The 25365-nt window shown below is 38.4% G+C and carries 17 protein-coding genes and 1 pseudogene; 11 read left to right on the top strand and 7 right to left on the bottom strand.

Going from position 1 to position 25365, the window contains the following annotated elements; genetic code table 11:
* Positions 1-18: 18 nt before the first annotated feature.
* Genes ABS768_RS10210 through ABS768_RS10200 form a run of 3 tightly spaced genes read right to left on the bottom strand, consistent with a single transcriptional unit; the run spans position 19 to position 2727 of the window.
* Complete coding sequence (locus ABS768_RS10210; protein WP_408074872.1) at positions 19-1320, bottom strand: ArnT family glycosyltransferase; 1302 nt, start codon at positions 1318-1320, stop codon at positions 19-21.
* The gene (locus ABS768_RS10205; RefSeq protein WP_408074871.1) at positions 1310-2041 is read right to left on the bottom strand and encodes a glycosyltransferase; all 732 of its coding nucleotides are present in this window, start codon (positions 2039-2041) and stop codon (positions 1310-1312) included. The genes ABS768_RS10210 and ABS768_RS10205 overlap by 11 nt, the downstream gene beginning before the upstream one ends.
* A gap of 2 nt (positions 2042-2043) precedes the next feature.
* Positions 2044-2727, bottom strand: coding sequence for a cell division ATP-binding protein FtsE (locus tag ABS768_RS10200; protein ID WP_408074870.1), 684 nt, complete (start codon positions 2725-2727; stop codon positions 2044-2046).
* A 194-nt stretch (positions 2728-2921) separates the two neighbouring features.
* Here ABS768_RS10200 and ABS768_RS10195 point away from each other — a divergent pair, with 194 nt between their 5' ends.
* The 10 genes from ABS768_RS10195 (at position 2922) to ABS768_RS10150 (ending at position 18606) form a co-directional block, all read left to right on the top strand.
* Entirely contained in the window at positions 2922-5936 is a 3015-nt protein-coding gene (locus tag ABS768_RS10195) for a tetratricopeptide repeat protein (protein ID WP_408074869.1), read from the top strand.
* Positions 5937-5965: 29 nt separating this feature from the next.
* Entirely contained in the window at positions 5966-7735 is a 1770-nt protein-coding gene (locus tag ABS768_RS10190; protein WP_408074868.1) for a porin family protein, read from the top strand.
* 78 nt (positions 7736-7813) lie between these two features.
* Positions 7814-8266, top strand: coding sequence for a hypothetical protein (locus tag ABS768_RS10185; RefSeq protein ID WP_408074867.1), 453 nt, complete (start codon positions 7814-7816; stop codon positions 8264-8266).
* A gap of 230 nt (positions 8267-8496) precedes the next feature.
* Entirely contained in the window at positions 8497-10113 is a 1617-nt protein-coding gene (gene asnB, locus ABS768_RS10180; RefSeq protein ID WP_408074866.1) for an asparagine synthase B, read from the top strand.
* A 278-nt stretch (positions 10114-10391) separates the two neighbouring features.
* Positions 10392-12332: a DNA topoisomerase (ATP-hydrolyzing) subunit B gene (gyrB, locus tag ABS768_RS10175; RefSeq protein WP_408074865.1), complete on the top strand. Its 1941-nt coding sequence runs from the start codon at positions 10392-10394 to the stop codon at positions 12330-12332.
* 189 nt (positions 12333-12521) lie between these two features.
* Positions 12522-13457, top strand: a complete 936-nt coding sequence (locus ABS768_RS10170; RefSeq protein ID WP_408074864.1) for a malate dehydrogenase — start codon at positions 12522-12524, stop codon at positions 13455-13457.
* A 139-nt stretch (positions 13458-13596) separates the two neighbouring features.
* Positions 13597-16542 (top strand): protein translocase subunit SecDF, encoded by a 2946-nt coding sequence (secDF, locus tag ABS768_RS10165; protein ID WP_408074863.1) that lies wholly within the window; start codon positions 13597-13599, stop codon positions 16540-16542.
* A gap of 152 nt (positions 16543-16694) precedes the next feature.
* Positions 16695-17402 carry a MotA/TolQ/ExbB proton channel family protein gene (locus ABS768_RS10160; RefSeq protein ID WP_408074862.1) on the top strand — a complete coding sequence of 236 codons (708 nt, stop codon included), beginning with the start codon at positions 16695-16697 and terminating at the stop codon, positions 17400-17402.
* Between the two features lie 2 nt (positions 17403-17404).
* Positions 17405-17797, top strand: a complete 393-nt coding sequence (locus ABS768_RS10155) for an ExbD/TolR family protein (protein WP_408074861.1) — start codon at positions 17405-17407, stop codon at positions 17795-17797.
* Between the two features lie 8 nt (positions 17798-17805).
* Positions 17806-18606 carry an energy transducer TonB gene (locus tag ABS768_RS10150; RefSeq protein ID WP_408074860.1) on the top strand — a complete coding sequence of 267 codons (801 nt, stop codon included), beginning with the start codon at positions 17806-17808 and terminating at the stop codon, positions 18604-18606.
* Between the two features lie 58 nt (positions 18607-18664).
* Here ABS768_RS10150 and lgt read toward each other — a convergent pair whose 3' ends face one another.
* From lgt to folE, 4 genes are all read right to left on the bottom strand, one after another.
* Complete coding sequence (gene lgt, locus ABS768_RS10145; protein WP_408074859.1) at positions 18665-19612, bottom strand: prolipoprotein diacylglyceryl transferase; 948 nt, start codon at positions 19610-19612, stop codon at positions 18665-18667.
* A gap of 66 nt (positions 19613-19678) precedes the next feature.
* The gene (yidD, locus tag ABS768_RS10140; RefSeq protein WP_408074858.1) at positions 19679-19930 is read right to left on the bottom strand and encodes a membrane protein insertion efficiency factor YidD; all 252 of its coding nucleotides are present in this window, start codon (positions 19928-19930) and stop codon (positions 19679-19681) included.
* Positions 19931-19934: 4 nt separating this feature from the next.
* Entirely contained in the window at positions 19935-21419 is a 1485-nt protein-coding gene (gene cysS / locus ABS768_RS10135; RefSeq protein WP_408074857.1) for a cysteine--tRNA ligase, read from the bottom strand.
* A 45-nt stretch (positions 21420-21464) separates the two neighbouring features.
* On the bottom strand, positions 21465-22136 hold the full coding sequence (gene folE / locus ABS768_RS10130; protein ID WP_408074856.1) for a GTP cyclohydrolase I FolE: 672 nt from the start codon (positions 22134-22136) through the stop codon (positions 21465-21467).
* A 374-nt stretch (positions 22137-22510) separates the two neighbouring features.
* Here folE and ABS768_RS10125 point away from each other — a divergent pair.
* A pseudogene (locus ABS768_RS10125) lies at positions 22511-25365 on the top strand (hypothetical protein); the annotation flags it as partial.

Raw genomic sequence — 25365 nt, 5'->3', positions numbered from 1 at the left:
TTAGCAAAAATAACAAGATTATGTTAGTCTAAGCTTTTTTCCAAAAGTAAGCAGTATAGTTACCATCATTAAAAACTCGAAGGGATAGCTAAACCTTGAGTTAGTACCATAGGTTGCCATAGCCTGTAGGAGCGAGGCAGCAAAAATAACAGTTGTGATTATAAACACTGCATTTATCTCTTTTTTACGCAGAAACCGAATTAAGTGATAGGGTATAAGTAATACAAAGAGTACTTTAATTAAATACAGTATAAAACTTTGTATGTACCAAATTACAACCAGCCCCTGATTGGCGTGTGGTACTTTAAATTTTTTATAGTTCCAGTAAATGGCAGTATCCCAAAAGTCTCTCCATGATACAAACACCTGCTTGGTATAATCTAAAGGGTTTTCCTTTATGGTAGCCTTACTGTATTCGCTAAGTTTAGCAGAAAAGTCAGGTAGGGAAGACAGTTTTGTTATATGCATAAGTTCGGGTCTTGCGTACCAAATGGTCATGGCAACATCTTTATCTGCAGCAATAATTCTTTCTCTGTAATCTGCATACGCGTCTCCTATCTCTTTATATTCTTCAGGGCACTTTTCGGCAAAATGTACACAGTTTTGGGCTATGTTTATTCCCCAAAAAGTAGTAGAGACAAAATAGCCTGTGTTCATTTTATTTACATAAGACCATCCTAAAAAGGATACAAGGGGTAATATAAGTAGTGTTATACGAATATTTATGATGTTTGAAAACCTGAAATTTTTTAGTGTGTAAAAACCGTAAATTAAAAAAGGAAGGAAAATATAAAAAGGCTTTACAAGTACAAGAAAACCCATTAGCAGGCTTAGTACTATACTATTTTTAAGTTTCTGTTCTGTGTTTAGTCCTTTTATGGTAAAGTAGAATACTAAGGTTACAAAAAATAAAGTAACACTTTCTGTAAGTATATTTGTTTCGTAAAAAATTACATGAAGCAAACAGTTAAAAATTATCGTTAGTATAAACGATGTTTTGGTATTGAAATTAAGTAGTCGTAACGTTTTGTATTGATAAACAGCATTTACAGCTCCTATTATAAACTGTAAGGCCACAGTGACAGCTAATGAGTTTCCGGCCAAGGCCAGCAGTATAGGGTATCCGGGGCTGCGTGTTCCATCATAATCTTTCAGGTTAAAGCTGGCAATACGTTCCGCAAGCTCTATATATCCTGACGAATCAGGGAAAATAGTTATGTTTTGATAGAGCAGTACAATAATTAGCCTGCTTATAATGCAAAACGCAATAATAGCAGTAATGGGCTTTTTAGTAATAAAGTTTATTGTTTTACCTGCCATAAGCAAAGTATATTTTTACCAGCTGATAAGGGAAGCCTAACAGGTCCTTAAATGTTATTTTACTGTCTCCTTTTTCAATCCAAACGCTAAGTCCGTATTCAAATATTTTATGAAGATAAAGCTTTTCAATCGCTTTATATCGTAAAAGTAACTCCAAATCAAAAACCCACTTGGTTATAAAAGGTTTTTCAAATAGTGTTATTGCCAGTTTATAGTCTATAATTTTTGCGCCACACTGCGTATCGTAAACGGGTGCTTTAAGTATTAGCTTACTGGCAATGGTTGCAAATATCCTACCGGAATAATGCCTGTAGGAGTAGCGTGTTATATCGCTCCCAAGTTTTTTTATCCTGCTACCCATTACAAAGTTGTAATTAGAGTTTTTATGTGCAAAATCCCATATCCTGAAAAGCTCATCAAAAGGGGTGGCTAAGTCGGCATCAAGATACCCTATGTGTGTATAGCTTTTGTTTTTACTATGTAGTACAGCCTGTCTTATAGCTTCTGCTTTTCCTTTGTTTACCTTTAGGTCAAGAGCAGTTGCGTTAGGGTGCTTATCACTTAGGTCTTTAATGACCGAAGCAGTGTTGTCGCTGCTACCGTCATTAACCAGCAGGAAGTCACAATCGGTATATTGTTGAAATGCGTGATTGTAAGTAGCTAAGTCAATTCTGGATGCTTCATTATAAAACGGAATAATAAGCAATAGTTTTTTGCTCATAATTATACTGTTCGCTGTACCACTTCAAACAGAGTGCCGCTGTCACATTTAAGCGTTTTAGAAGGGAACTTCATTAAAAGGGCATAATCATGTGTTGCCATGATAATGGTTTTACCGTTTTGATTAATTTCCTTAAGCAGTTGCATTACTTCTACGCTGGTTTGCGGGTCAAGGTTTCCGGTAGGCTCATCGGCAATAATAACCTCGGGGTCATTAAGCAGTGCACGTGCTACGGCAACCCTTTGCTGTTCACCGCCCGATATTTGGTGAGGCATTTTATATACGGCATTTTTCATTCCTACCTTATCCAGTACCTCGTTTATCTTAACGTCCATCTCTCTTTTTTCACTCCAGCCTGTAGCTTTAAGTACAAACAAAAGATTGTCATATACATTTCTGTCGGGAAGGAGTTTAAAGTCCTGAAAAACAATTCCTATTTTTCTTCTCAGGTAAGGGATGTTTCTTTCTTTTAGAGTAGTAAGATCATAGTCTACAAAAGTACCCTGTCCCTGTTTTAGCTTTAGGTCTCCATAAAGGGTTTTCATAAAACTACTTTTACCAGACCCGGTTTTACCAATAATATAAATAAACTCTCCGGGGAAAACCTCAAGGTTTATATCAGTTATTACGGCATTGTTATCCTGGTATACGGTTACGTTTTTTAACGATAATACGGGTTGGGACATAGTCTTAGTAAGTTTATTTTGTAAAAGTAATAAAGTAAACGGTTTTATTCAAAAAATTATTCTTTAAGGCAGTTGTAATTTAACCTTTTTTATGCTTTTGGGGTTTTTATTAAACTAATACTAAATCTGTATTAAAAACCGTTTAATAGAATAAGAATTGATATATTTGGCTACCCATAAAATAAAAAACCAATATGCGCAGACTAAACAGGTTACTATTATTTTCAGTACCGTTATGTGCCCTTAGCCTATCGGCACAACAATCTAAAATCTATACACACGACCTAAAAGACTTTGATAAGGCAGTGACACTTTATGGTGAAAAACAATACCAGGCTGCACAAATTCTTTTTGAGAAAACCAAAACCGAAAACAAGGAAATGGAAGTGCAGGCCGACTGTGCTTACTATATAGCAAACTGTGCCATAAGACTGGAGCAAATGAATGCCGATATGCTTATGGAAAACTTTGTGGAAGACTACCCAACCAGCACTAAGCAAAATCAGGCTTATGTTGAGGTGGCGGGCTACTACTTTAATCAGGGTAAATACCCGCAGGCCTTAAAATGGTATGATAAGGTAGACGAAGCCTCTATGTCAAATGCTGACAGGGAAAGATATAACTTCCAAAAGGGGTACAGTTATTTTAATGCAGGCGATAAAAAGCAGGCAGAAAAATACCTGAATAAAGTAATCAATTCTAAGGAGTTTGGTTCTCAGGCAAAATACTATTTAGGTTACCTTGCTTACGAAAGTGATAATTATAAGGATGCTAATGAGTATTTTGACCAGGTAGAGGATAAGGAAGAGTACAAAGAAAAAATGTCCTACTTCCAGGCCGATATGAACTTTAAGCTGGGTAATTTCCAAAAAGCAATTGATTTGGGCGAGCCACAACTGGCCAAGTCTAACGCTATGGAAAAATCAGAGCTTAATAAAATAATAGGTGAGAGTTACTTTAACCTTAAACAGTATGATAAGGCTATTCCTTATTTAAATGATTATAAGGGTAAGCGCGGTAAATGGAATAATACCGACTATTATCAGTTAGGGTATGCTTACTATAAGCAGGGCGATTATGAAAACGCCATTGCTCAGTTCAATAAAATTATTGAAGGTAACGACTTTGTGGCACAAAATGCCTACTACCATTTAGGGGAGAGTTACCTTAAAACCGATAAGAAACAACAGGCGCTTAATGCATTTAAAAATGCATCGGAAATGGATTATGATCTAAAAATTCAGGAAGATGCTTATCTAAACTATGCAAAGCTGAGTTATGAGATAGGTAACCCATATCAAAGTGTACCGGAGGTGCTTAAAGGATTTATGGATAAATACCCGCAAACTCCGTTTAAGCAGGAAGTTCAGGGATTACTTATTGACTCTTATATTACCTCTAAAAACTATAAGGAAGCGCTAAACCTGCTGGATAAAAATAAATCTCCTGAAAACAGACTGGCATACCAAAAAGTGGCTTTTTACAGAGGACTTGAATTATATACTGACGGTAGCTACCACGATGCACTCGACCTGTTTAAAAAATCGATTGCCGAACAGCGTGACCCAAGGTTTACTGCAAGGGCAACGTTTTGGAAAGCAGAAACCGAATATGTGCTCGGACTATTTAACGAATCGCTTTTAAGCTTTAAGCAGTTTACAGGTTTTGATGAGGCAAAATCGACTCCGGAGTATAAAAACATAAACTACAACTTGGGTTATACATACTTTAAGCTGAAAGAATATGAGAAGGCTGCCGAGTTTTTCCAAAAATATGTAGAAACTGCCAAAGAGGATAGAGTAAGGCTTAACGATGCTTACCTGCGCTTAGGGGATAGTTATTTTGTTTCTACAAAATACTGGCCGGCTATGGAAGCCTATAATAAGGCTATTGATATGAAAGGTATTGATGCCGATTATGCTTTCTTCCAAAAAGGAATAAGTTATGGTTTTGTGGGCAGGAACGAAAGGAAGATTGAAGATCTAACCAAATTCGTACAATCGTACCCTAAATCAAAATATGCCGATGATGCCCTGTATGAATTAGGTAATACTTATGTGGCAGAAAATAACACTACTAAAGCACTGCAAACCTATGACAGGCTTATAAGTGAGTATAAGGGGAGTTCATATGTGTCTAAAGCTATGATGCGTCAGGCACTTATTTACTATAATGCGAAAAACGATAAGCAGGCGCTTGATAAGTTTAAGAAAGTGGTTGCTGATTTCCCTAATACACCAGAGGCTATGGAGGCTGTTAGTACAGCACGCCTTATTTATGTGGATAGTGGAAGAACAGAAGAATATGCAACATGGGTTAAGACACTGGATTTTGTTGATGTAAGTGATGCCGATTTAGATAACACTGCTTTTGAGGCTGCCGAAAAACAATACCTGCAAAACAATACTAAAGGCGCTATATCGGCACTAACAAGTTATTTAGCGCAGTTCCCTAACGGTATATCGGCACTTAAGGCTAATTTCTATCTGGCTCAGTCGTACTTTACCGAGAAGCTCGAAAACAATGCCGTGCCACATTATGAGTATGTTATTGGTAAGTCAAGAAATGAGTTTACCGAATCATCTCTGGCAAGGCTTGCAGAAATACACTTAAAGAATAAAAATTATGATAAAGCACTTCCGGTACTGAAAAGGCTGGAGGCAGAGGCCGACTTCCCGCAAAACGTAACGTTTGCACAGTCTAATCTTATGAAGTGTTACTACGATCAAAAAGATTATGCTAATGCAGTGGTGTATGCTGAGAAGGTTATGGCTAACACCAAAACGGAAGACAGGGTTAAGAGTGATGCACAGATTATTATTGCGCGTTCGGCTATTAAAACTAACGATGAAGCAAAAGCAAAAACAGCTTATGCTAAACTGCTAACTATTGCAAAAGGTGAGCTTGCAGCAGAGGCGTTGTATTATGATGCTTACTTTAAGAATAAAGAAGGTAAATATGAGGCTTCAAATGCTGCGGTACAAAAGCTTTCTAAAGACTATTCGGGTTATAAATATTTTGGAGCCAAAGCTCTTGTGGTAATGGCTAAAAACTTCTATGGGTTAAAAGACAGTTTCCAGGCAACATATATACTGGAGAGTGTAGCCAAGAATTTTACCGACTATCCTGATGTGGTAGAGGAAGCTCAGGCAGAGCTTAAAAAGATTAAGGATGAAGAAGCAAAAACCAATTCATCTATCCAAAATTAAGTATAACCCAAGCCTCTTAAAATTTAGTTATGACAATCAAATTTCAATATAAAATAGCTTTTGTTTTAGCCCTGGCAGGATTTCAGGCTGCCACGGCCCAAAAGAAGGACGAGAATATAGGTACCGAAGTGGTAAACGTAGTAAAACCATATACCCCTACTATTTCAGATGCTTTTAAAGTAAAGGAAACTCCGGTTATGGAGGACGATGATAATGCCCAGAAAAAGGAAATCGAATATAACATATTTTCTTTTCCGGTAGCCTCTACATTTACACCTGCAAAGGGTAAGGCCGCAGGGGTTAAAAGAGCGAAAAAAGAATCGCTTTATAATAATTATGCTACTCTTGGTGCAGGGAACTACGGTACTATTAACGCCGAGCTTTTTGTAACCGAAAACCTTAACCGTAACGAGTATGTGGGCGGTATGCTGCGCCACCTTTCCTCTCAGGGAGGTATAAAGGATGTGGTGCTTGATGATAAGTACTACGACACATCACTGGATCTTACCTATGGTAACAGACAAAAAGCTTACAGCTGGAATGCTGATTTGGGGTATCATAATCAGGTGTATAACTGGTATGGACTGCCGTTGGAATACCAGGTGTTTACGGATGAGTATATAGCGACTATAGATCCGCAGCAAACTTACCATACGTTTTATGTTGGCGGTAAAGTAGCAGCCGAAGACAGTTTCTTCAGAGATGCTACAGTTCAGTACAAACGTTTTTGGGATGCGTTCAATTCGGCAGAGAACCGATTTTACGTAAAACCTTCGTTGGATATTGATGTGCTTGACGAAAAGATAAAAGTAGATTTCATTGCCGATTATGTGGGCGGTAATTTTGAAGAGAACGGCCTGTATTCGGCTATAGATTATAATTACTTCAACGTAGGTATTCAGCCAAGCGTGTTGTTCCAAAGGGATGACCTTTCGGTGCAGCTTGGAGCCGGACTGTTTTATAGTATGGGTAAGCTAATGGGAGAAAGTGATAATAAGTTTTATGTATATCCGCAGGTTAAGGCTTCTTACAAAGTAGTGGGCGATTTAATGATTGCCTATGCCGGTGCCGAAGGTACATTAAAGCAAAACTCATATGCTGATTTTGTAGAACAAAATCACTTTATGATGCCAAACCTTATCGTTGCACCAACAGATCAGCAGTATGACATATATGTTGGTTTAAAAGGTAAGCTGGCAAGCAATGTGGCTTATAACATTCGCGGGTCATATAAAAATGAAGACAACAGGGCTTTCTTTGCAAACTATAATCCTGCTCTTGTACCACAACCACAACCTGATGTTGAGGTTCCTGCTTATGCAAACGGTAACTCTTTTGGGTTGGTTTATGATAAAATGCAAACCGTTAGTTTCTTTGGAGAACTTAAAGCCGATTTCTCTAAAAGTGTAAGCTTTGGTGTAAACGGTACTTTTAGCAGCTACTCTATGGAAAACCTTCAGGAAGCATGGAACCTTCCGGTAATACAAATAGGCGCCGACCTTGATGTGGATATTACTGAAAAATGGTACGCCGGTGCTAATGTTTTCTTTGTAGGTGAAAGAAAAGATTTTGTAGCGGTAAACAATCCTGATTTTGCAGATCCTTTAGTTACAGAAACTGTAGTTACATTAGATAGTTATTTTGATGCTAATGCTCATGTAGGGTATAAGTACAATGAAAGGTTAACAGGTTTCCTGAAACTAAATAACATTGCAAGTCAAAATTACCAGCGTTGGGTAAACTATCCTGTACAGGGCTTCCAGTTCCTTGTAGGGGCTTCTTACAAGTTTAATTTCTAGATTTATTTAAATAATAGTATATGTAAAGCTATGCAGGTTTAAAATCCTGTGTAGCTTTGTCTTTTTATATAAGATTTTATGCAGTCATTAAAAATTAAAGTGCTTGCTTATTACAGGCAGCAGGTTCAGGATAAGGAAGATGCTTTTAGGGATATGATAGATGCTCTTACAGAAGGAGCTGCTAACGATGCTAAAGGTTCGGCTGGCGATAAGCATGAAACAGCTCTTTCCATGATGCATCTGGAGCAGGAAAAACTAAATCACAAGCTAAAGGAAATACTGGAACAAAAATCAGTATTGGATAAAATTGAGGCCGATACGGTTTCCTCAAAAATTATATTAGGTAGTTTGGTAAAAGCAAATAATATGTATTTGTTTTTAAGTACGGCACTGCCTAAAATTATAGTTGAAGGGACTACCGTTTTTGCCCTTTCGCCACAGTCTCCATTGGGTAGCAAGTTACTGGGTAGCGAAAAAGGGGATGAGGTTGAAGTTAATAATACAAAATATATTATTGAAGAATTTTGTTAGACTTTTTTACAGAAATAATAGTAAAGCCACCTCTATAGGTGGCTTTTTTAATTTGTAAGTAAAAAGGGTGTGTTTTTTCGGTTTTACTTTTAAAGTGTTTTTAATTCTTTATTTTTTATTTTAAAGTGTAATCTTTATTAGTTGATATGTTTTTAAAATGAAAGTTAAAATTAAAATTTGTCTTATAAAAAATAACCAAAAGGGTTAAAATGAGATAAAATTTAAATACTATGTGCGGAATTTTAGCAATCATCGGAAGAGGGAAAGATGAAGCCCTTGTTAGGCAGCTGTCAAAAAGGATGTCCCATAGAGGACCTGACGAAAGTGACTTGCTTGTAACTGAGAAAGGGCATATTTTAAGTCATGAACGTTTATCAATAATTGATTTAAAAACAGGTAAACAACCAATACAGGGTACTGATAATGCCTGGATGGTGCATAATGGCGAAATATACAATCATCAGGAACTTAGGGATACGGTGCTAAAAAACCATACTTTTAGAACGCATTCTGATTCAGAGGTTATTGTGCACCTGTATGAAGAGTTTGGTAATGAATTTTGCCATTTACTGGATGGTATGTTTGCCTTTGTGGTTATAAAAGGAGACGACTTTATTGCAGGGCGTGATCCGCTTGGGGTAAAACCATTGTATTACGGACTGGATGAAAGGGGACGAATATACTTTGCTTCCGAAATGAAAGCACTGGCCGATCAGTGTAAAACATTCTCTACATTTCCACCGGGGCATTACTATACTTCCGAAACGGGATTTGTAAAGTACTACAAACCACAATGGGAAAATGCTGCAACAGCAGTGGAAGAAGCCGATTTTGAAGCCTTAAGACAGTGGCTTACCCATGCGGTTGATAAAAGGCTTATGAGTGATGTACCGGTAGGAGTGTTACTAAGTGGCGGGCTGGATTCTTCCTTAATATCATCTATAGCATCAAGGCTCGCAAAACAAAAAGGGCAGGAACTGCACTCGTTTTCCATAGGGCTTGATGCGGCAGCACCCGATGTGGTAGCTGCCCGTAAGGTAGCTCAGTTTTTAGGTACAAACCATCATGAAATATATTTTACGGTAGAGCAGGGAATAGCCGTACTGGATAAACTGATATGGCATCTCGAAACCTATGATGTGACTTCGGTAAGGGCAAGTACGCCTATGTACTTTCTGTCGGAAGCTATTACGGAAAAAGGCATAAAAGTGGTGCTTTCGGGCGAAGGGGCCGATGAGGTTTTCGGTGGTTATCTGTATTTCCGAAATGCGCCAACTGAAAAAGATTTCCAAAAAGAGCTTATAGATAGGGTGCAAAAGTTGTTTACGGCTGATTTGCTGAGGGCAGATAAGTCGACAATGGCTCATGGTCTTGAAGCGAGAGTTCCGTTCTTAGATAAGCAGTTTTTAGAGGTTGCCATGAAAATTAAACCACAGGAAAAACAGCCTAAAACACACAGTGGGGTTGAGAAATATATTTTAAGAAAAGCGTTTGATACCCCACAACAGCCCTACCTGCCGGATGAGGTGTTGTGGAGGCAGAAAGAGCAGTTTTCAGATGGGGTAGGCTACAGTTGGATAGATACGCTTATTGGGTATTGTGCTTCGCAGGTTAGCGATACAGATATGGAAAAGGCTGAAGAGCGTTTCCCGTATAATACCCCGGCAACAAAAGAAGCTTATTATTACAGGTCGGTTTTTCATAAGCACTTCCCGCAAAGGAGTGCGGCGCAAACCGTAAGGAAATGGATACCAAAATGGCAGGAAAATACCGATCCCAGCGGTAGGGCTAATGCGGCTCACGTAATGGCCGATACGGCTATTTCACAAGCTAGGATTGAGGTGTAATAACGTTGTGTTTTTTTGGAATTTTTAGTTTGTTTGTTTATTAAGAACACCATGAAGCAATGCATGGTGTTTTTTATATTTAAGGGGGTTGCTTTTTAGCTTGTTAAATGGTTATTTTATGAGTTTAGACAGTAGATTGCTGTTTATTTATATTAAAAATCAAAATTTAATAAATTGTTAATAACTTAGTTGCTAAAAGCAGGGTTTTGGTAGTAATATAGGTCTTGTTTTCATATATTTGTTCGTTAACTTAAAAATTCATTAAGAATACAGATTATATGAGTGAAGAGGTAAAGCAAAACAATTATTCGGCAGACAGTATTCAGGCCCTGGAGGGAATGGAACACGTAAGGATGCGTCCTTCCATGTACATTGGAGATGTGGGTACAAGAGGTCTTCATCACCTTGTTTATGAGGTAGTTGATAACTCGATAGATGAGGCACTGGCCGGGCATTGTGATACTATCTATGTTACTATTAATGAAGATGATTCGATCACTGTAGAAGACAACGGTCGTGGTATACCGGTAGACATGCACAAGAAAGAAGGTGTGTCTGCGCTTGAGGTAGTTATGACAAAAATTGGTGCCGGTGGTAAGTTTGATAAAGATTCTTACAAGGTTTCCGGTGGTTTGCACGGTGTGGGTGTGTCGTGTGTTAACGCACTATCCGATCATTTAAAGGCTACAGTATTCCGCGAAGGTAAAATATACGAACAGGAGTATGAAAGGGGTAAAGCTGTTTACCCTGTAAAACAGGTTGGTGAAACCGATAAAAGGGGTACTACGGTAACCTTTAAGCCGGATGCAACTATTTTTACCCAGACTACTGAGTACTCTTATGATACGCTTGCTGCACGTATGCGTGAGCTTTCTTTCCTTAATAAAGGTATTAGTATCACAATGACTGATATGAGGGAGAAAGATGATAAAGGCGAGTATATAAGCGAAACATTCCATTCTGAAGAAGGTTTAAAGGAGTTTGTTAAATTCCTTGACGGTAACCGTGAGCCTATTATTGCAGATGTAATCAGTATGGAGACAGATAAGGGTGAGGTTCCTGTAGAGGTGGCATTGGTTTACAATACCAGCTATACAGAGAATATTTTCTCTTATGTAAATAACATTAATACACACGAGGGTGGTACTCACTTATCGGGATTCCGTAGGGGATTAACTAATACCTTAAAGAAATATGCCGACTCATCGGGGCTTCTTGACAAGCTTAAGTTTGAGATTTCGGGTGATGACTTCCGTGAAGGTTTAACTGCAATCATCTCGGTTAAGGTGGCGGAACCTCAGTTTGAGGGGCAAACCAAAACCAAGCTTGGTAACCGTGAGGTAGTGGCGCCTGTAAGCCAGGCGGTAAGCGAAATGCTTGAGAACTATCTTGAGGAAAATCCTAACGATGCTAAAACTATTGTGCAAAAGGTTATTTTAGCGGCTCAGGCACGTCACGCTGCTAAAAAAGCCCGTGAAATGGTACAGCGTAAAACCGTTATGGGTGGCGGTGGTTTACCGGGTAAACTTTCTGACTGTTCTGAGCAGGATCCTGCAAAATGCGAAATATTCCTTGTTGAGGGTGACTCGGCAGGTGGTACTGCAAAACAGGGTCGTGACCGTAACTTCCAGGCTATTCTTCCGTTAAGGGGTAAAATTCTTAACGTAGAGAAAGCAATGCACCACAAAGTGTTTGAAAACGATGAGATTAAAAACATGTTTACAGCACTTGGTGTAACTGTTGGTACGGCAGAAGACAGTAAAGCTCTTAACTTAGAGAAACTTCGTTATCATAAAGTAGTGATTATGTGTGATGCCGATGTTGATGGTAGCCACATTTCTACACTTATCCTTACGTTCTTCTTCAGGTTTATGAAAGAGCTAATCGAGAACGGACACGTTTATATTGCTACTCCACCATTATATCTTGTTAAGAAAGGTACTAAAAAAGAGTATGCATGGAACGATGCTCAGCGTGATATGATTAATGAGAGAATGGGTGGTGGAGCAACGATTCAGCGCTATAAAGGTCTTGGAGAGATGAATGCAGAGCAGCTTTGGGATACTACCATGGATCCGGAGTACAGAACGCTTCGTCAGGTAGGTATTGATAGCCTTACAGAGGCTGACAGAATCTTCTCTATGCTAATGGGGGATGAAGTACCGCCACGTAGAGAGTTTATTGAGAAAAATGCAGCATATGCAAAAATTGATGCATAGGCTTTATTGATAAAATATTTATTAAAAAACGGGGTGTCATGTTAATGGCACCCCGTTTTGTATTTAAAAAATAATAAAGGGTAAATATTAATGTAATATTGATAATTTGACGTGTTTTAAATGGTTGGTTTTGTTATATTTGTTAGGAACAATAACTTTTTTTGATAACCAATCTAAAAATATAATACTATGAAAGTAACAATTGTAGGTGCCGGTAATGTAGGTGCTACATGTGCTGATGTGATTTCTTACAGAGGTATAGCCAGTGAAGTGGTTTTATTAGATATTAAAGAAGGCTTTGCCGAGGGTAAGGCTATGGATATAATGCAGTGTGCCACTACTACCGGATTTAATACAAAAGTTTCAGGAAGTACAAACGACTATTCTAAAACAGCAAACAGTAATGTGGTGGTAATAACATCGGGGGTTCCAAGAAAACCGGGTATGACCAGGGAGGAGCTTATAGGTATTAATGCCGGTATTGTGAAAACTGTGGCAGATAACGTTCTTAAATATTCACCCGATGCAATTATAGTTGTGGTGTCTAATCCAATGGATACTATGGCTTATTTAACGCTTAAAGCAACCGGATTACCTAAAAACAGAATTATAGGTATGGGAGGTGCGCTTGATAGTTCACGCTTTAAATATTACCTTTCTAAGGCTTTAGATAAGCCATCAAACGATGTTCAGGGTATGGTTATAGGTGGGCATGGCGATACTACCATGATTCCGCTTACAAGAATCGCTTCTTACAACGGTAGCCCTGTGTCTGATTTCCTATCTCAGGAAGTGATGGATAAGGTAGCTGCCGATACTATGGTAGGAGGGGCTACGCTAACCGGTTTACTGGGTACATCGGCTTGGTATGCGCCGGGAGCATCTGTTGCTTACCTGGTAGACAGTATACTTAACGATCAAAGGAAAATGATACCGTGTTCGGTTTACCTTGAGGGCGAATATGGTCAAAGTGATATTTGTATAGGTGTGCCATGTATAATTGGTAAAAACGGAGTAGAGGAAATTGTTAATATAAATCTGGACGAGAAAGAGAAAGCTTTATTCGCTAAAAGCGCCGACGCTGTTAGGAATATGAATGAAGCGTTGAAATCAGTATTAGCTTAACATTTTCTTAATATATAGCAAAAGACTGCTTTAAGCGGTCTTTTTTTTATGATATATTTAGAAAATAAATTGGTTAATCTTATGGAGAATTATATATTTGCTCGTTTTTAAAAAATGGAATAATTAATTTTTAGTACTAATGCAGAATAAGGGACTCATTAAATTTTTCGCAATTATTTTTGCGATAGTAAGTATTTATCAGCTTTCGTTCACATTTGTTTCTAATGGTATTCAGGAAGATGCCAAGGCAGCTTCCGGAGGTGACTCTCAAAAGGAGCTTGCTTACCTTGATTCAATTGGGAAACAGGAGGTTTTTCTTGGTTATACTTACAATCAGGTAAGAGACAAACAAATTAACAAAGGTCTTGACCTTGAAGGTGGTATTAACGTTATCCTACAGATATCTGTAAAAGATATCCTTAAAGGATTGGCTAACAATACTACTAATCCTGTTTTCAACAAAGCTTTAGATGTAGCTACAAAGGAACAGCAGGGTAATCAGGACTATCTGGACGCATTTTTCGTAGCTTTCGCTAATGAATCAAAAGGTACAGTTAAGTTGTCTTCAACAGAAATTTTTGCTAACAGAGATCTATCTGACGATGTTCAGACACAAATGTCTGACGAGGAAGTTAAAGTTGTTATCAAAAGAAAAGTTAATGAGGCTATTGATAGTGCATTTGGAGTACTTACAAAACGTATAGATAAATTTGGTGTTGTACAGCCAAACCTTCAAAAACTTGGTGAATCAGGGAGAATACTTGTAGAGCTTCCGGGTGCTAAGGATATAGACAGGGTTAAAAAACTTTTACAGAGTACAGCTCAGCTAGAGTTTTGGCAAACTTACAAAGTAGACCAGATGGTAGGTGTATTAACAGCTGCCAATGAGGCTATGAAAGCAGATAAGGCAGAGGTTAAAACTACTGAAGAGCCTGAAACTTCTGCAATCGATTCTTTACTTGTAAACAAAGCAGAAGATTCTGCAGCTGCTGCTAAAGGTAATAATCCATTATTTGAAATATTGAGCCCGGGCCCAATGGGTAGCCCTATAATTGGTATGGCAGCTACAAAAGATACTGCTAAAATCAATTCATATTTCAAAAAGCCTGAAGTTCGTTCAGCTTTATCAGGAGAGCTTCGTTATACTCGTTTCGCATGGGGTAAAGAAGATAAAAAGAATCCGGGTGTAGTTGAGCTTTACGCTTTGAGAGGTAACAGGGAAAACGTTCCGCCGTTAAGCGGTAGTGTTATCACAGGAGCTAACGACTCATTTGACCAGTTAGGTAAGCCATGTGTTGAAATGCAAATGGATGCTAAAGGTTCAAGAGAGTGGGAAGAGCTAACAGGTCAGGCTTATCAGGAGCAAGGTAACATTGCTATCGTACTTGATAACATTGTATACTCTGCACCGGGTGTATCTTCAGGTCCTATTTCAGGTGGACGCTCTCAAATTTCAGGTTCATTTGATGTAACTGAAACAAAAGACTTAGCAAACGTATTAAGAGCAGGTAAACTTCCTGCATCTGCAGATATAGTACAATCAGAGGTTGTTGGTCCGTCATTGGGTCAGGAAGCTATTGATAACGGTATTACTTCATCTTTAGTAGGTTTATTATTAATCTCCTTCTGGATGATATTCTACTACGGTAAGGCAGGTTGGTATGCAAACATTGCACTGGCTGTTAACTTACTGTTCATTTTCGGTATCCTTGCAAGTTTAGGTGCTGTGCTTACATTACCTGGTATTGCCGGTATCGTATTAACAATGGGTACTGCGGTAGATGCTAACATTATTATTTACGAAAGGGCAAAAGAAGAAATGCGACTGGGTAAAACGCTTGAAGAGTCTATCAGGGCTTCATTTAGCTGGAAAGGTGCAATGTCTTCAATTACCGATGCTAACGTAACTACATTCCTTACAGGTTTAGTGCTTTTAATATTTGGTACAGGCCCTGTTAAAGGTTTTGCTACTACATTACTTATAGGTATATGTACTTCTCTTTTCACAGCTATCTTTATTACAAGAATCTTACTTGACTGGGCAGCTAGCAGAGGTGGTAACTTAACTTTTAATACAAGTATTACTAAAAACTGGTTTACCAAATTCAACTTTGATTTCCTTTCTAAAAAGAAAGCTGCATACTTCATTTCCGGATTACTTATTCTTGGTAGTTTTGTTTCATTCTTCACAAACGGTTTAGATCAGGGTATCGACTTTGTGGGTGGACGTACTTTCCAGGTAAGGTTTGAAAACAAAGTATCTGTAGAAGAAGTTAAGAGTGTACTAAGCGATGCTTTTGGTAGTGCTGTAGATGCTAAGGTATTTGGTAGCGACGATCAGTTAAGAATTACTACTAAATATAAAGTAGATGCTCACGGTGTTGAAGTTGACAAAGAAGTTAACGAGATACTATACAATAACCTTAAGAAGTTCTATTCTAAAGATATTTCTTATGATGATTTTGTAAATACTTACGATGGTAAAACTGTAGGTATCATGCAGGCTTCTAAAGTAGGTCCTACAATTGCAAAAGATATTAAAACAAACTCTTACTGGGCTGTACTTGGTTCATTATCTATAGTATTTATTTACTTAATGCTAAGTTTCAGAAGATGGCAGTTTAGTTTAGGTGCGGTAGTTGCAGTTGCTCACGACGTTATTATCGTGTTAGGTATTTACTCTGCATGTTATAAATTTATGCCTTTCCAAATGGAAATGAACCAGCACTTTATAGCGGCTATCCTTACTGTAATTGGTTACTCTCTTAACGATACGGTAATTGTATTTGACAGGGTAAGGGAATTCCTTGGCGGATCAGTTAAAGGAGACTTTAACAGTATCGTTAACCAGTCAATCAACACTACATTATCAAGAACAATCAATACATCATTAACTGTAATGCTTGTATTATTAATCATGTTCATATTTGGTGGTGAGTCTATCCAAGGATTTGTATTTGCAATGCTTGTAGGTATCATAGTAGGTACTTACTCGTCACTATTCATTGCAACTCCAATACTTGTAGATACAGTATCTGCAAAAGAGAAAAAAGCTGTAGAAGCAGCTCACAACGCAGCAGAATAATATAGTATATTACATTATATATAAAACCTGCCTGATTTTCAGGCAGGTTTTTTTATTTCTAAAAGAGATGTTAGCGTGATGGCTATTAAGCAATTTTTAGACTATATTAGCGTTAAAATTTAAAAGATAAATATTTTAAGAATTAATTCTCTATGGTAAACATTCAGAATGCTGCCGATAGCCTGGCAGTGGCTCAGGAAGCTTTGTTAGACGAACAGTCTACAGAAAAAACATTATCTATTATCGAACTTCTTACAAGTGGCGGTATTGGCGGTCAGATAATCATGATCGTACTGGCGGTACTTTTATTTGTAGCCATTTACCTTTATATAGAGCGATTGCTTACGCTTAAAGCGGCATCTAAGGTGGATAAAGGGTTCATGAACCAAATAAGGGATCATATTATGAATGGTCGTTTGGATAGCGCTAAGCTTTTATGTCAGCATACAAATACTCCGGTTTCAAGACTTGTAGAAAAAGGTATCTCAAGAATTGGTAAACCGCTTGAAGATATTAATACTGCTATTGAAAGTGCCGGTAAACTGGAAATTTACAGCCTTGAGAAAAACGTTAGTATACTTGCTACTATTTCGGGTGCGGGTCCTATGATTGGATTCCTTGGAACTGTAGTTGGTATGGTACTTGCGTTCCATAAAATAGCAACAGGTGGAGGGCAAATTGAGGTTGGCGCTCTTGCAGGTGGTATTTATACAGCGATGACAACTACTGTAGCTGGTTTGATTGTAGGTATTGTGGCTTACATAGGGTATAACCACTTAGTAGTAAAAACAGATAAAATTGTAAACCAGATGGAAGCCAACGCAGTTGAGTTCCTTGACCTATTAAACGATCCGGTATAATTATGCAGTTTAGAAGCAGAAACAGGGTAACGCCCGAGTTTAACATGTCGTCAATGACGGATATCGTATTCCTGTTATTGATATTCTTTATGCTTACTTCTACCATGGTTACAACCGATGCGCTTGACCTTAACCTTCCAAAGGCTAAAGGTAAAACAGCTAACAATCAAAACGTAGCGGTAAGTATAACTAAAGACCTTGAATATTATATAGATAAAAAGCCAATTGCTGAAGAAGCACTTGAGTCAACTCTTATAGAGATGCTTTCGGGAGATGAAAATAAAGCAATCGTATTACGTGCCGAAACCGGTGTGCCTATCGAAAAGGCAGTTAGTGTAATGGATATAGCTTACAGAAATCAATTCAAAATAGTATTGGCAGTTAATCCTAAATAATAGGAATAATGAAGTATTTAGAAACAGAAGAGGAAAAAAAATCATTTGCGATAACAGTGGCTATATTTGCTCTGTTATTTCTTTTGTGTCTTTTTCGTGGACTATCATATATGGATCCGCCGCCTGAAAATGGTATCGCCATTAATTTTGGTACTACTGATTTCGGTTCGGGTGATGTACAGCCCACGCAGCCTATAGAGTCGGCACCACAACCACAGGAATCAACTCCTGCATCAGCTCCGGTAACAGAAGATGTTGCAACTCAGGATGTAGACGATGCGCCTGTTATAAGTAATGAGAAACCTAAAAAAGAACCTGCTAAAGAGCCTGAAAAACCAAAGGAAACTCCTAAGCCGCCTCAGCCGTCAAAAACGACTACAGATGCTTTAAACAGTCTTATAAACGGACCTAAAAGCGAAGGTACTGCAACGCAGGGGCAGGGTGATGATAATAAGGCGGGAGATAAAGGTAAAATTGATGGTTCTCTTCAGGGAGGTTATGGTAACGGAGGAGGAGGTACTGCTGGAACAGGTTCAGGCAACTATAGGTTGGCAGGACGTAAAGCCTTAACAAAACCAGCTCCTAAGTATTTATGTAATGAACAGGGTACCGTTGTTGTTGAAATCTCGGTAGATAAGAACGGTAATGTTATATCAGCTAAGGCGGGAACCAGAGGTACTACCAACTCAGCTAAATGTTTATTGGATCAGGCTAAAGTAGCTGCTATGAATACCAAGTTTAACAGTAGTGATAGTGCTCCTGATAAACAGATAGGAGAGATTGTCTATAACTTTAAGCTGACTGATTAAATATTATAATTTCATATAAAATAAGAAGCCCCGCATTTGCGGGGCTTTGTAGCTCTTTTTAAAGCGTTTCAGTCCTTTTCTTAGCTGTAAATATTAGGTATAGCCCTACCAGTATGAAAGGTATACTTAACCATTGGCCTGTAAGTAAGTCGCCTGGTAAATATTTTTCAAATCCTTTTTGACTTTCTTTTACAAATTCTACAACAAAACGTACAGTCCAAAGTAATACAAGGAATACCCCAAAAATAAGTCCGTGTTGCTTTCTGGAATCTGTTTTCCAGTACATATAATATACTATAGCAAATACGAATATATAACAAAATGCTTCATATAACTGTGCCGGATGCCTGTAAGGTATAGCGTTAAATATATCAGCATATTTTGGGTCGTGTTGTACTAAATCGTAAGCTTTATTGTAGTCTGTTTGCTCAGTAGCCTTCATTATGGCACGTCTGCCCAGTTCTCCTTCTTCACCTCTAATAAATTTAACGGCTGTAGCTACATCGGCAGTTGTTTCGCGACCTAATATTTCAGAATTGATAAAGTTACCTATACGAATAAAAATACCGCCAAGCGTAACCGGTATTACAATACGATCCAGCATCCATAGAACTGGCCTTTTGATGATTTTTTTACTATAGTAGAAAATAACAAGTATAATAGCTATTGCAGCACCGTGGCTGGCCAGTCCTGCAAATCCGGTAAACTCAAATTTAGGTGTTGTTCTAAAAGGTAAGAAAACATTAAGGAAATCTTCCTTAAACAGTTCCGGCTGATAGAATATAACGTGGCCTAAACGGGCACCTATCATAGTGGCAACTATAGTGTAAATAAATAGTTTGTCCAGCTTTTCCATAGATTCACCTTCACGAACAAATATGTTTTTCATTACATACCACCCCAGTCCAAAGGCTACTACCCACATAAGGCTATAGTAACGTAAAAGGAAAAATCCAAGGTCTATACCTTCGTGAGGGTTCCATACAAAGCTTAAAGCGTGTGTCATTTTAATTGGTTTAATTTCTGTAAAAATAAATAAATGTGAAAGATTGCCAAATCTAAAAATCGTTAATTAATGATTATGACGGCATTTTCTTTCGGGTACAGGGTCATAACCGCGTCCGCCCCAGGGGTTACAACTGGCAATACGTTTAATACTTAACCATCCGCCTTTAATAAGTCCGTGAGTTTGCAGTGCTTCAATAGTATATTGAGAACAGGTAGGGGTGTAGCGGCATGCCGAAGGCAGGAAAGGTGATATGGCACCCTGATAAAAGCGTACTAATAATACAAAGGGTGCTATTATAATTTTCCTTAATGTCAAATCATTATGATTGAATTGAAAACGTGGTACCTTCTTTACTGTCTTTAAGTTCTATGCCAAGTTCTGTCAGTTTATTTCTAATCTGGTCAGAAAGGGCAAAGTCCTTATTGGCTCTCGCTTCATTTCTCATGCCAATTAACATGTTAACTACACCTTCAAGCTTATCGTTGTTATTTGAAGCTGTTTTTTCGTCAACAAGTCCCAGTACATCAAAAACAAAAGCATTTAATGTTTCAGAAAGTAGTTTAAGGTCATTCGCTGTAATGGTTTCCTTATTCTCTTTTAGAAGATTGATGTAACGAACGGCTTCAAAAAGCTGAGCTATAAGTATAGGGCTGTTAAAGTCGTCGTTCATGGCATCGTAGCAGGATTGTTTCCATGCTTCGATGTTAATACTCGATTTGTCTGAAGTTTTTAGCTGAGTCAATACTTCAAGAGCTTCCATAAGGCGGTTAAAACCTTTTTCGGCAGCAAGAATAGCGTCGTTACTAAAATCAAGTATACTGCGGTAGTGAGCCTGTAGTATAAAGAAACGTGTAACTGTTGGTGAAAATGCCTTACTAAGAATTTCATTATTACCGGAGAATATCTCTCTTGGTAAAATATTATTTCCGGTAGATTTGGACATTTTTTTACCGTTAAGCGTAAGCATATTGGCATGCATCCAGAAATTTACCGGCGACTGACCTGTGCAGGCTTCGTTTTGGGCAATTTCACATTCATGGTGAGGGAATTTTAAATCCATACCTCCACCATGAATGTCAAAATGATTTCCTAAATATTTTGTGCTCATAGAAGTACACTCCAGATGCCATCCCGGGAAACCGTCACCCCAAGGTGATGGCCAACGCATAATGTGTTGTGGTTCAGCTTTTTTCCAAAGTGCAAAATCCTGAGGGTTTCTTTTTTCATCCTGTCCGGAAAGATCGCGCGTGTTGGAAATCATGTCTTCAAGATTCCTGCCACTTAACTTTCCGTAGTGGTTGGTTTCATTAAACTTAACCACGTCAAAATATACTGAGCCGTTAGACTCGTATGCAAAACCGTTTTCTATTATTTGTTTAATGGTTTCAATCTGTTCAATAATGTGTCCTGTAGCCGTTGGTTCAATGCTTGGCGGCATATTATTAAACAGTTCAAGGATTTGATGAAAGTCTACAGAATATTGTTGAACAATCTCCATAGGTTCCAGCTTTTCTATCCTTGCCTTTTTTGCAATTTTATCCTCTCCGTCATCGGCATCATCTTCAATATGTCCTACGTCAGTAATATTACGCACGTACCTAACCTTAAAGCCAAGGTGCTTAAGGTAACGGAAAACCAGGTCAAAAGAGATAAAGGTTCTACAGTTTCCCAAGTGTACATTACTGTATACCGTAGGTCCGCAAACATACATGCCTACGCTGCCTTCGTGTATTGGGATAAACTGTTCTTTGTCTCCGCTAAGCGAATTATAAATTTTTAAAGCCTGGTTTTTATACAATTGCATATGGGTTAATTTGAATCCGTAAGTTACGGTATAAAAATAATAGGATTAGAATTGTGTGTCAAGTTTTATATAATCTAAAAACTCTCTTCTTACGTTCTCTTCTTTGAATTTTCCTCCAAATTCAGAAGTAACCGTGCTGCTTTCAATATCGCGGATACCTCTTGAGTTAACACAAAGGTGTTTGGCGTCTATAACGCAGGCAACATCTTCGGTATTAAGCACTCTTTTAAGTTCTTCTACTATTTGAATGGTAAGCCTTTCCTGTACCTGTGGTCTTTTTGCAAAGTAATCCACAATACGGTTCATTTTAGAAAGCCCTACAACAGTTCCGTTAGATATATAGGCTACGTGTGCACGTCCTACAATAGGAAGAAGATGGTGTTCGCAGGTAGAATAAATAGTTATATTTTTTTCTACAAGCATTTCGCCATACTTGTACTTATTTTCAAAAGTAGATGATCCCGGTTTTTTAGAAGGGTTCAATCCGCCAAAAACTTCTTTTACAAACATTTTTGCCACACGGTTAGGAGTTCCTTTAAGGCTGTCGTCTGTAAGGTCCATTCCCAGTGTATGTAAAATGTTTTCAACATCTTTTTTTATGGCTTCTATCTTTTGGTCATCACTCATTTCAAAAGCGTCTGCCCTTAAAGGGGTTTCTGCGCTTGTTGCAATATGGTTTTCTCCAATATCGTCTTTTAAATCCTCGTTAGCAATCATTGATACAATAATTAATATATACTCTAAAAAGTCAGGTCGCAAAGATAGTTATAAAAGTTGATTTTAAAGGCTGTAGCTTTAACTGAAATTTTATTTTGTCGCTTTGTTTCGGTTTTATGTAAGTATTAAATAATGTGTTATGTTTGTAACAAATTATGTTTGCCCTTTTAAATTTGCCTGAAAAACATTAAAATGTTAAAAAAAACCAAACAAGGTAGGGTAGGTTAAGTAATAACTGTTATTAATAAGCGTTGTAGTATTATTATGTATGTTTTAGTTATATTTTCAAATGATATGCTAAAAAATAATAATTTTTTCTAGTCGGCGCTTTAAATTTGTGTAAATTTCGCGTTTCAAAAAAAACAAGTTAAAAAATGAGAAACAAGTACCTTTTGTTGTTCTTTCTGAGCATTTTAAGTTTTAAAGGTTTTTCGCAGGCACCAGGCTGTCCTGATGTAGGGACATTTGCTCCGGCGCCTTTGTGTAACCCGGGTGATTGTACCGACCTTATTGCTGAGTATTTCGAAACAGGTGAAACCACTTCTTATGAGGTGAGTTCTGTTGATTATGCTCCGCCATATCCTTTTGTTGGTGGTACGCAGGTATCCGTAAATACAGATGACGTGTGGTCTCCATTGGTTACACTACCGTTTTCATTTTGTTTTTATGGGCAAACTTATACCAATGTACTTATAGGTTCAAATGGTGTAGTTACGTTTGATACTACTGGTTTTACAGCTGGTGGCGGTTGTCCTTGGGCATATACCCAAACGATACCTAATACCGGATTTCCTATAAAAAACGCCATATATGGTGTTTATCAGGATATTGATCCGGGTGTTAATAATACTTTTGCCGATCCAAATATTAATTACGCTATTTTAGGTAGTGCACCTTGTCGTACACTGGTGGTTAATATTTCAGAAGTAGCGCAGTTTAGTGGTACTTGTAATAGTGATCCTACCATTGGTGCTCAAACTTCTCAAATTGTATTATATGAAACTACAAACGTTATTGAGGTGTATGTTGAGAGAAGGGTTCCGTGTAATTCATGGCAAAATGGTGTAGGTGTTATAGGTATTCAAAATGCAGCAGGTACAGATGCTCTTGCACCTCCGGGACGTAACTCAGGTAACTGGAGTGCAACGAATGAGGCTTGGAGGTTTACTCCAAACGGAGATTCAAATGTTGAGTTTGCCTGGCTTTTAGGAGGAGCTGAAATAGGTACAGATACTACTTTAACAGTTTGTCCTGATGTAACTACTACATACACTGCTCAGGCTATATATACAGCTTGTGATGGTACAGAGGTTATAAAAACACAGGATGTGACTGTAGAGGTTAATGAGCCTCTAGATTTAGGAACTCCTAACGATTTTTATGTATGTACAACTAATCCTCCGCCATACACATTCGATTTAACCGAAAATACACCTGTAATAAGAAATGGTTATAACCAATTCCAGTATCCTATTACGTATCACCATTCGCTTGCAGATGCCGAAGCTCCTTTCAATCAGATAATTCCTGATACCGCATACTCTACCGATGTAAGTGAGACTATATATGCAAGGATAGAAAACGTACTTACAGGATGTTATGAAGTTGTTTCTTTTGAAATCGTAATAACAGATGCTCCTGTTGCGGGAGAAGTTGATGATATAGATGTATGTGATTTAGATGGAGATGGTTCTGAAGTAGTCGATCTTACAGTTCAGTATAACGATGTTATGGCTGGATTAGACCCGAATGCTATTGAAGTGTTTTATTATGACTCGCTTATAGATGCTGACTCTAATACTAATGCGATAACAACTCCGGATGCATACACTGCTGCAGATGGAGAGACAATTTTTATAAGAGTTGCTGTTATTGGTGATGATGGATGTTATGATATAACGAATTTTGATATAAACTTTACAGAGTTTCCTAATGATGTGGTAAACCCGGCATCAATGGAAACTTGTGACGATGCTTCAAACGATGGTTTTGCCGAGTTTGATTTAACTAATGCTATAGCAGGCATTATGGCTAATGAGCCGGGAATGACTCTTGATGTATCTGTTCACCTTTCTCAGGCAGATGCAGATGCTAATATAAACCCTCAGCCACAACCGTTATTTACTACTACTGAGCCAGATGCACAAACAATTTACTTTAGGGTGCAGGAACAGGGAGCTGTAGTTACTTCATGTTACTCAGTTGTAACTATGGACTTAACAGTTAATGAAAGGCCTACTGTTTTAGCCCCAATCACGAACTACGTTCAGTGTGACCAGACGGACCCTGATGCCAATGATGGTATTGAGGAGTTTGATTTAACTACAAAAGACACGGAGATCACCGGCGGTAATGTGGATTACGCGGTGAGTTACTATATTACTTATGCCGATGCCGATAGTGCTGTAAACGCTATTGCCAACCCGGCAACGTATCAGAACACGAATCCTTTTACCCAGACGATCTATGTACGATTAGAGAACACGGTAACGGGTTGTTACAGCGTTTATGATTTTGATTTAATCATCAACCCTCTTCCAACGATTTCCAATCCGGCCCCTGAGTTCCATGCCTGTGAGGAAGTACCGGGTCAGGCGGACTTTGTACTGCACGATCACGACCAGGCGGTAACCAACTTCCAGAATGGTATGACGGTTCGCTACTTTGCGACTCAGGGCGCAGCCGAGATCGGCGACCCTGCGGATGAGCTACCACAGGTTTATGTAGCCCCTGACTCTACGATCTATGCAAGAGTAGAGGTAACCGCTACGGGCTGCTGGAGAGTAGTTGCGGTACCACTTGTAGTGGAACCTGCTCCGATTTCCCCTGCACTTGATGCGCTGGAAGAATGTGACTTTAACCTTGACGATGTAGCGATATTCAACGTTCAGGCCGTTCTTGACGATATCACAGCCCAACTGGGCGGGGATGTTGTTGTAACAGCCCATGAAACACAGGATGATGCTGATTTTGGCAGTAACGCCATCACCAATACAACAGCTTACAGTAACGTTCAGGCCTTTACCACTAACGGAGTACAAACCCTATATATCAGGGTAGAGTCAGCCTTTACGGTATGTTATGATGTAGAAGAACTGCAACTTATTGTTCACCCTGTACCTGAGGCTACCACGCCACAATCCTACGGACTGTGTGACAACGGCCTTGACGATTCGGACGGGGAAGGCATCTTTGACCTGACGTCTGTAGAGTCTGAAGTACTGGGACT

Origin of the sequence: Flavobacterium rhizophilum, from assembly GCF_046000485.1 — a bacterium.
Taxonomy (GTDB): domain Bacteria; phylum Bacteroidota; class Bacteroidia; order Flavobacteriales; family Flavobacteriaceae; genus Flavobacterium; species Flavobacterium rhizophilum.
The sequence above is the reverse complement of the archived record's forward strand: the minus strand, read 5'-3'. Positions and strand labels throughout refer to the sequence as shown.

Bases quoted from the DNA above. Each gene is read 5' to 3' on its own strand.
- cysS (WP_408074857.1), bottom strand. From the start codon at position 21,419: ATGCAATTGTATAAAAACCAGGCTTTAAAAATTTATAATTCGCTTAGC.
- ABS768_RS10205 (WP_408074871.1), bottom strand. From the start codon at position 2,041: ATGAGCAAAAAACTATTGCTTATTATTCCGTTTTATAATGAAGCATCC.
- ABS768_RS10185 (WP_408074867.1), top strand. From the start codon at position 7,814: ATGCAGTCATTAAAAATTAAAGTGCTTGCTTATTACAGGCAGCAGGTT.
- ABS768_RS10200 (WP_408074870.1), bottom strand. From the start codon at position 2,727: ATGTCCCAACCCGTATTATCGTTAAAAAACGTAACCGTATACCAGGAT.
- ABS768_RS10210 (WP_408074872.1), bottom strand. From the start codon at position 1,320: ATGGCAGGTAAAACAATAAACTTTATTACTAAAAAGCCCATTACTGCT.
- ABS768_RS10150 (WP_408074860.1), top strand. From the start codon at position 17,806: ATGAAGTATTTAGAAACAGAAGAGGAAAAAAAATCATTTGCGATAACA.
- lgt (WP_408074859.1), bottom strand. From the start codon at position 19,612: ATGACACACGCTTTAAGCTTTGTATGGAACCCTCACGAAGGTATAGAC.
- ABS768_RS10170 (WP_408074864.1), top strand. From the start codon at position 12,522: ATGAAAGTAACAATTGTAGGTGCCGGTAATGTAGGTGCTACATGTGCT.
- secDF (WP_408074863.1), top strand. From the start codon at position 13,597: ATGCAGAATAAGGGACTCATTAAATTTTTCGCAATTATTTTTGCGATA.
- ABS768_RS10190 (WP_408074868.1), top strand. From the start codon at position 5,966: ATGACAATCAAATTTCAATATAAAATAGCTTTTGTTTTAGCCCTGGCA.
- ABS768_RS10195 (WP_408074869.1), top strand. From the start codon at position 2,922: ATGCGCAGACTAAACAGGTTACTATTATTTTCAGTACCGTTATGTGCC.
- ABS768_RS10155 (WP_408074861.1), top strand. From the start codon at position 17,405: ATGCAGTTTAGAAGCAGAAACAGGGTAACGCCCGAGTTTAACATGTCG.
- ABS768_RS10160 (WP_408074862.1), top strand. From the start codon at position 16,695: ATGGTAAACATTCAGAATGCTGCCGATAGCCTGGCAGTGGCTCAGGAA.
- gyrB (WP_408074865.1), top strand. From the start codon at position 10,392: ATGAGTGAAGAGGTAAAGCAAAACAATTATTCGGCAGACAGTATTCAG.
- asnB (WP_408074866.1), top strand. From the start codon at position 8,497: ATGTGCGGAATTTTAGCAATCATCGGAAGAGGGAAAGATGAAGCCCTT.
- folE (WP_408074856.1), bottom strand. From the start codon at position 22,136: ATGATTGCTAACGAGGATTTAAAAGACGATATTGGAGAAAACCATATT.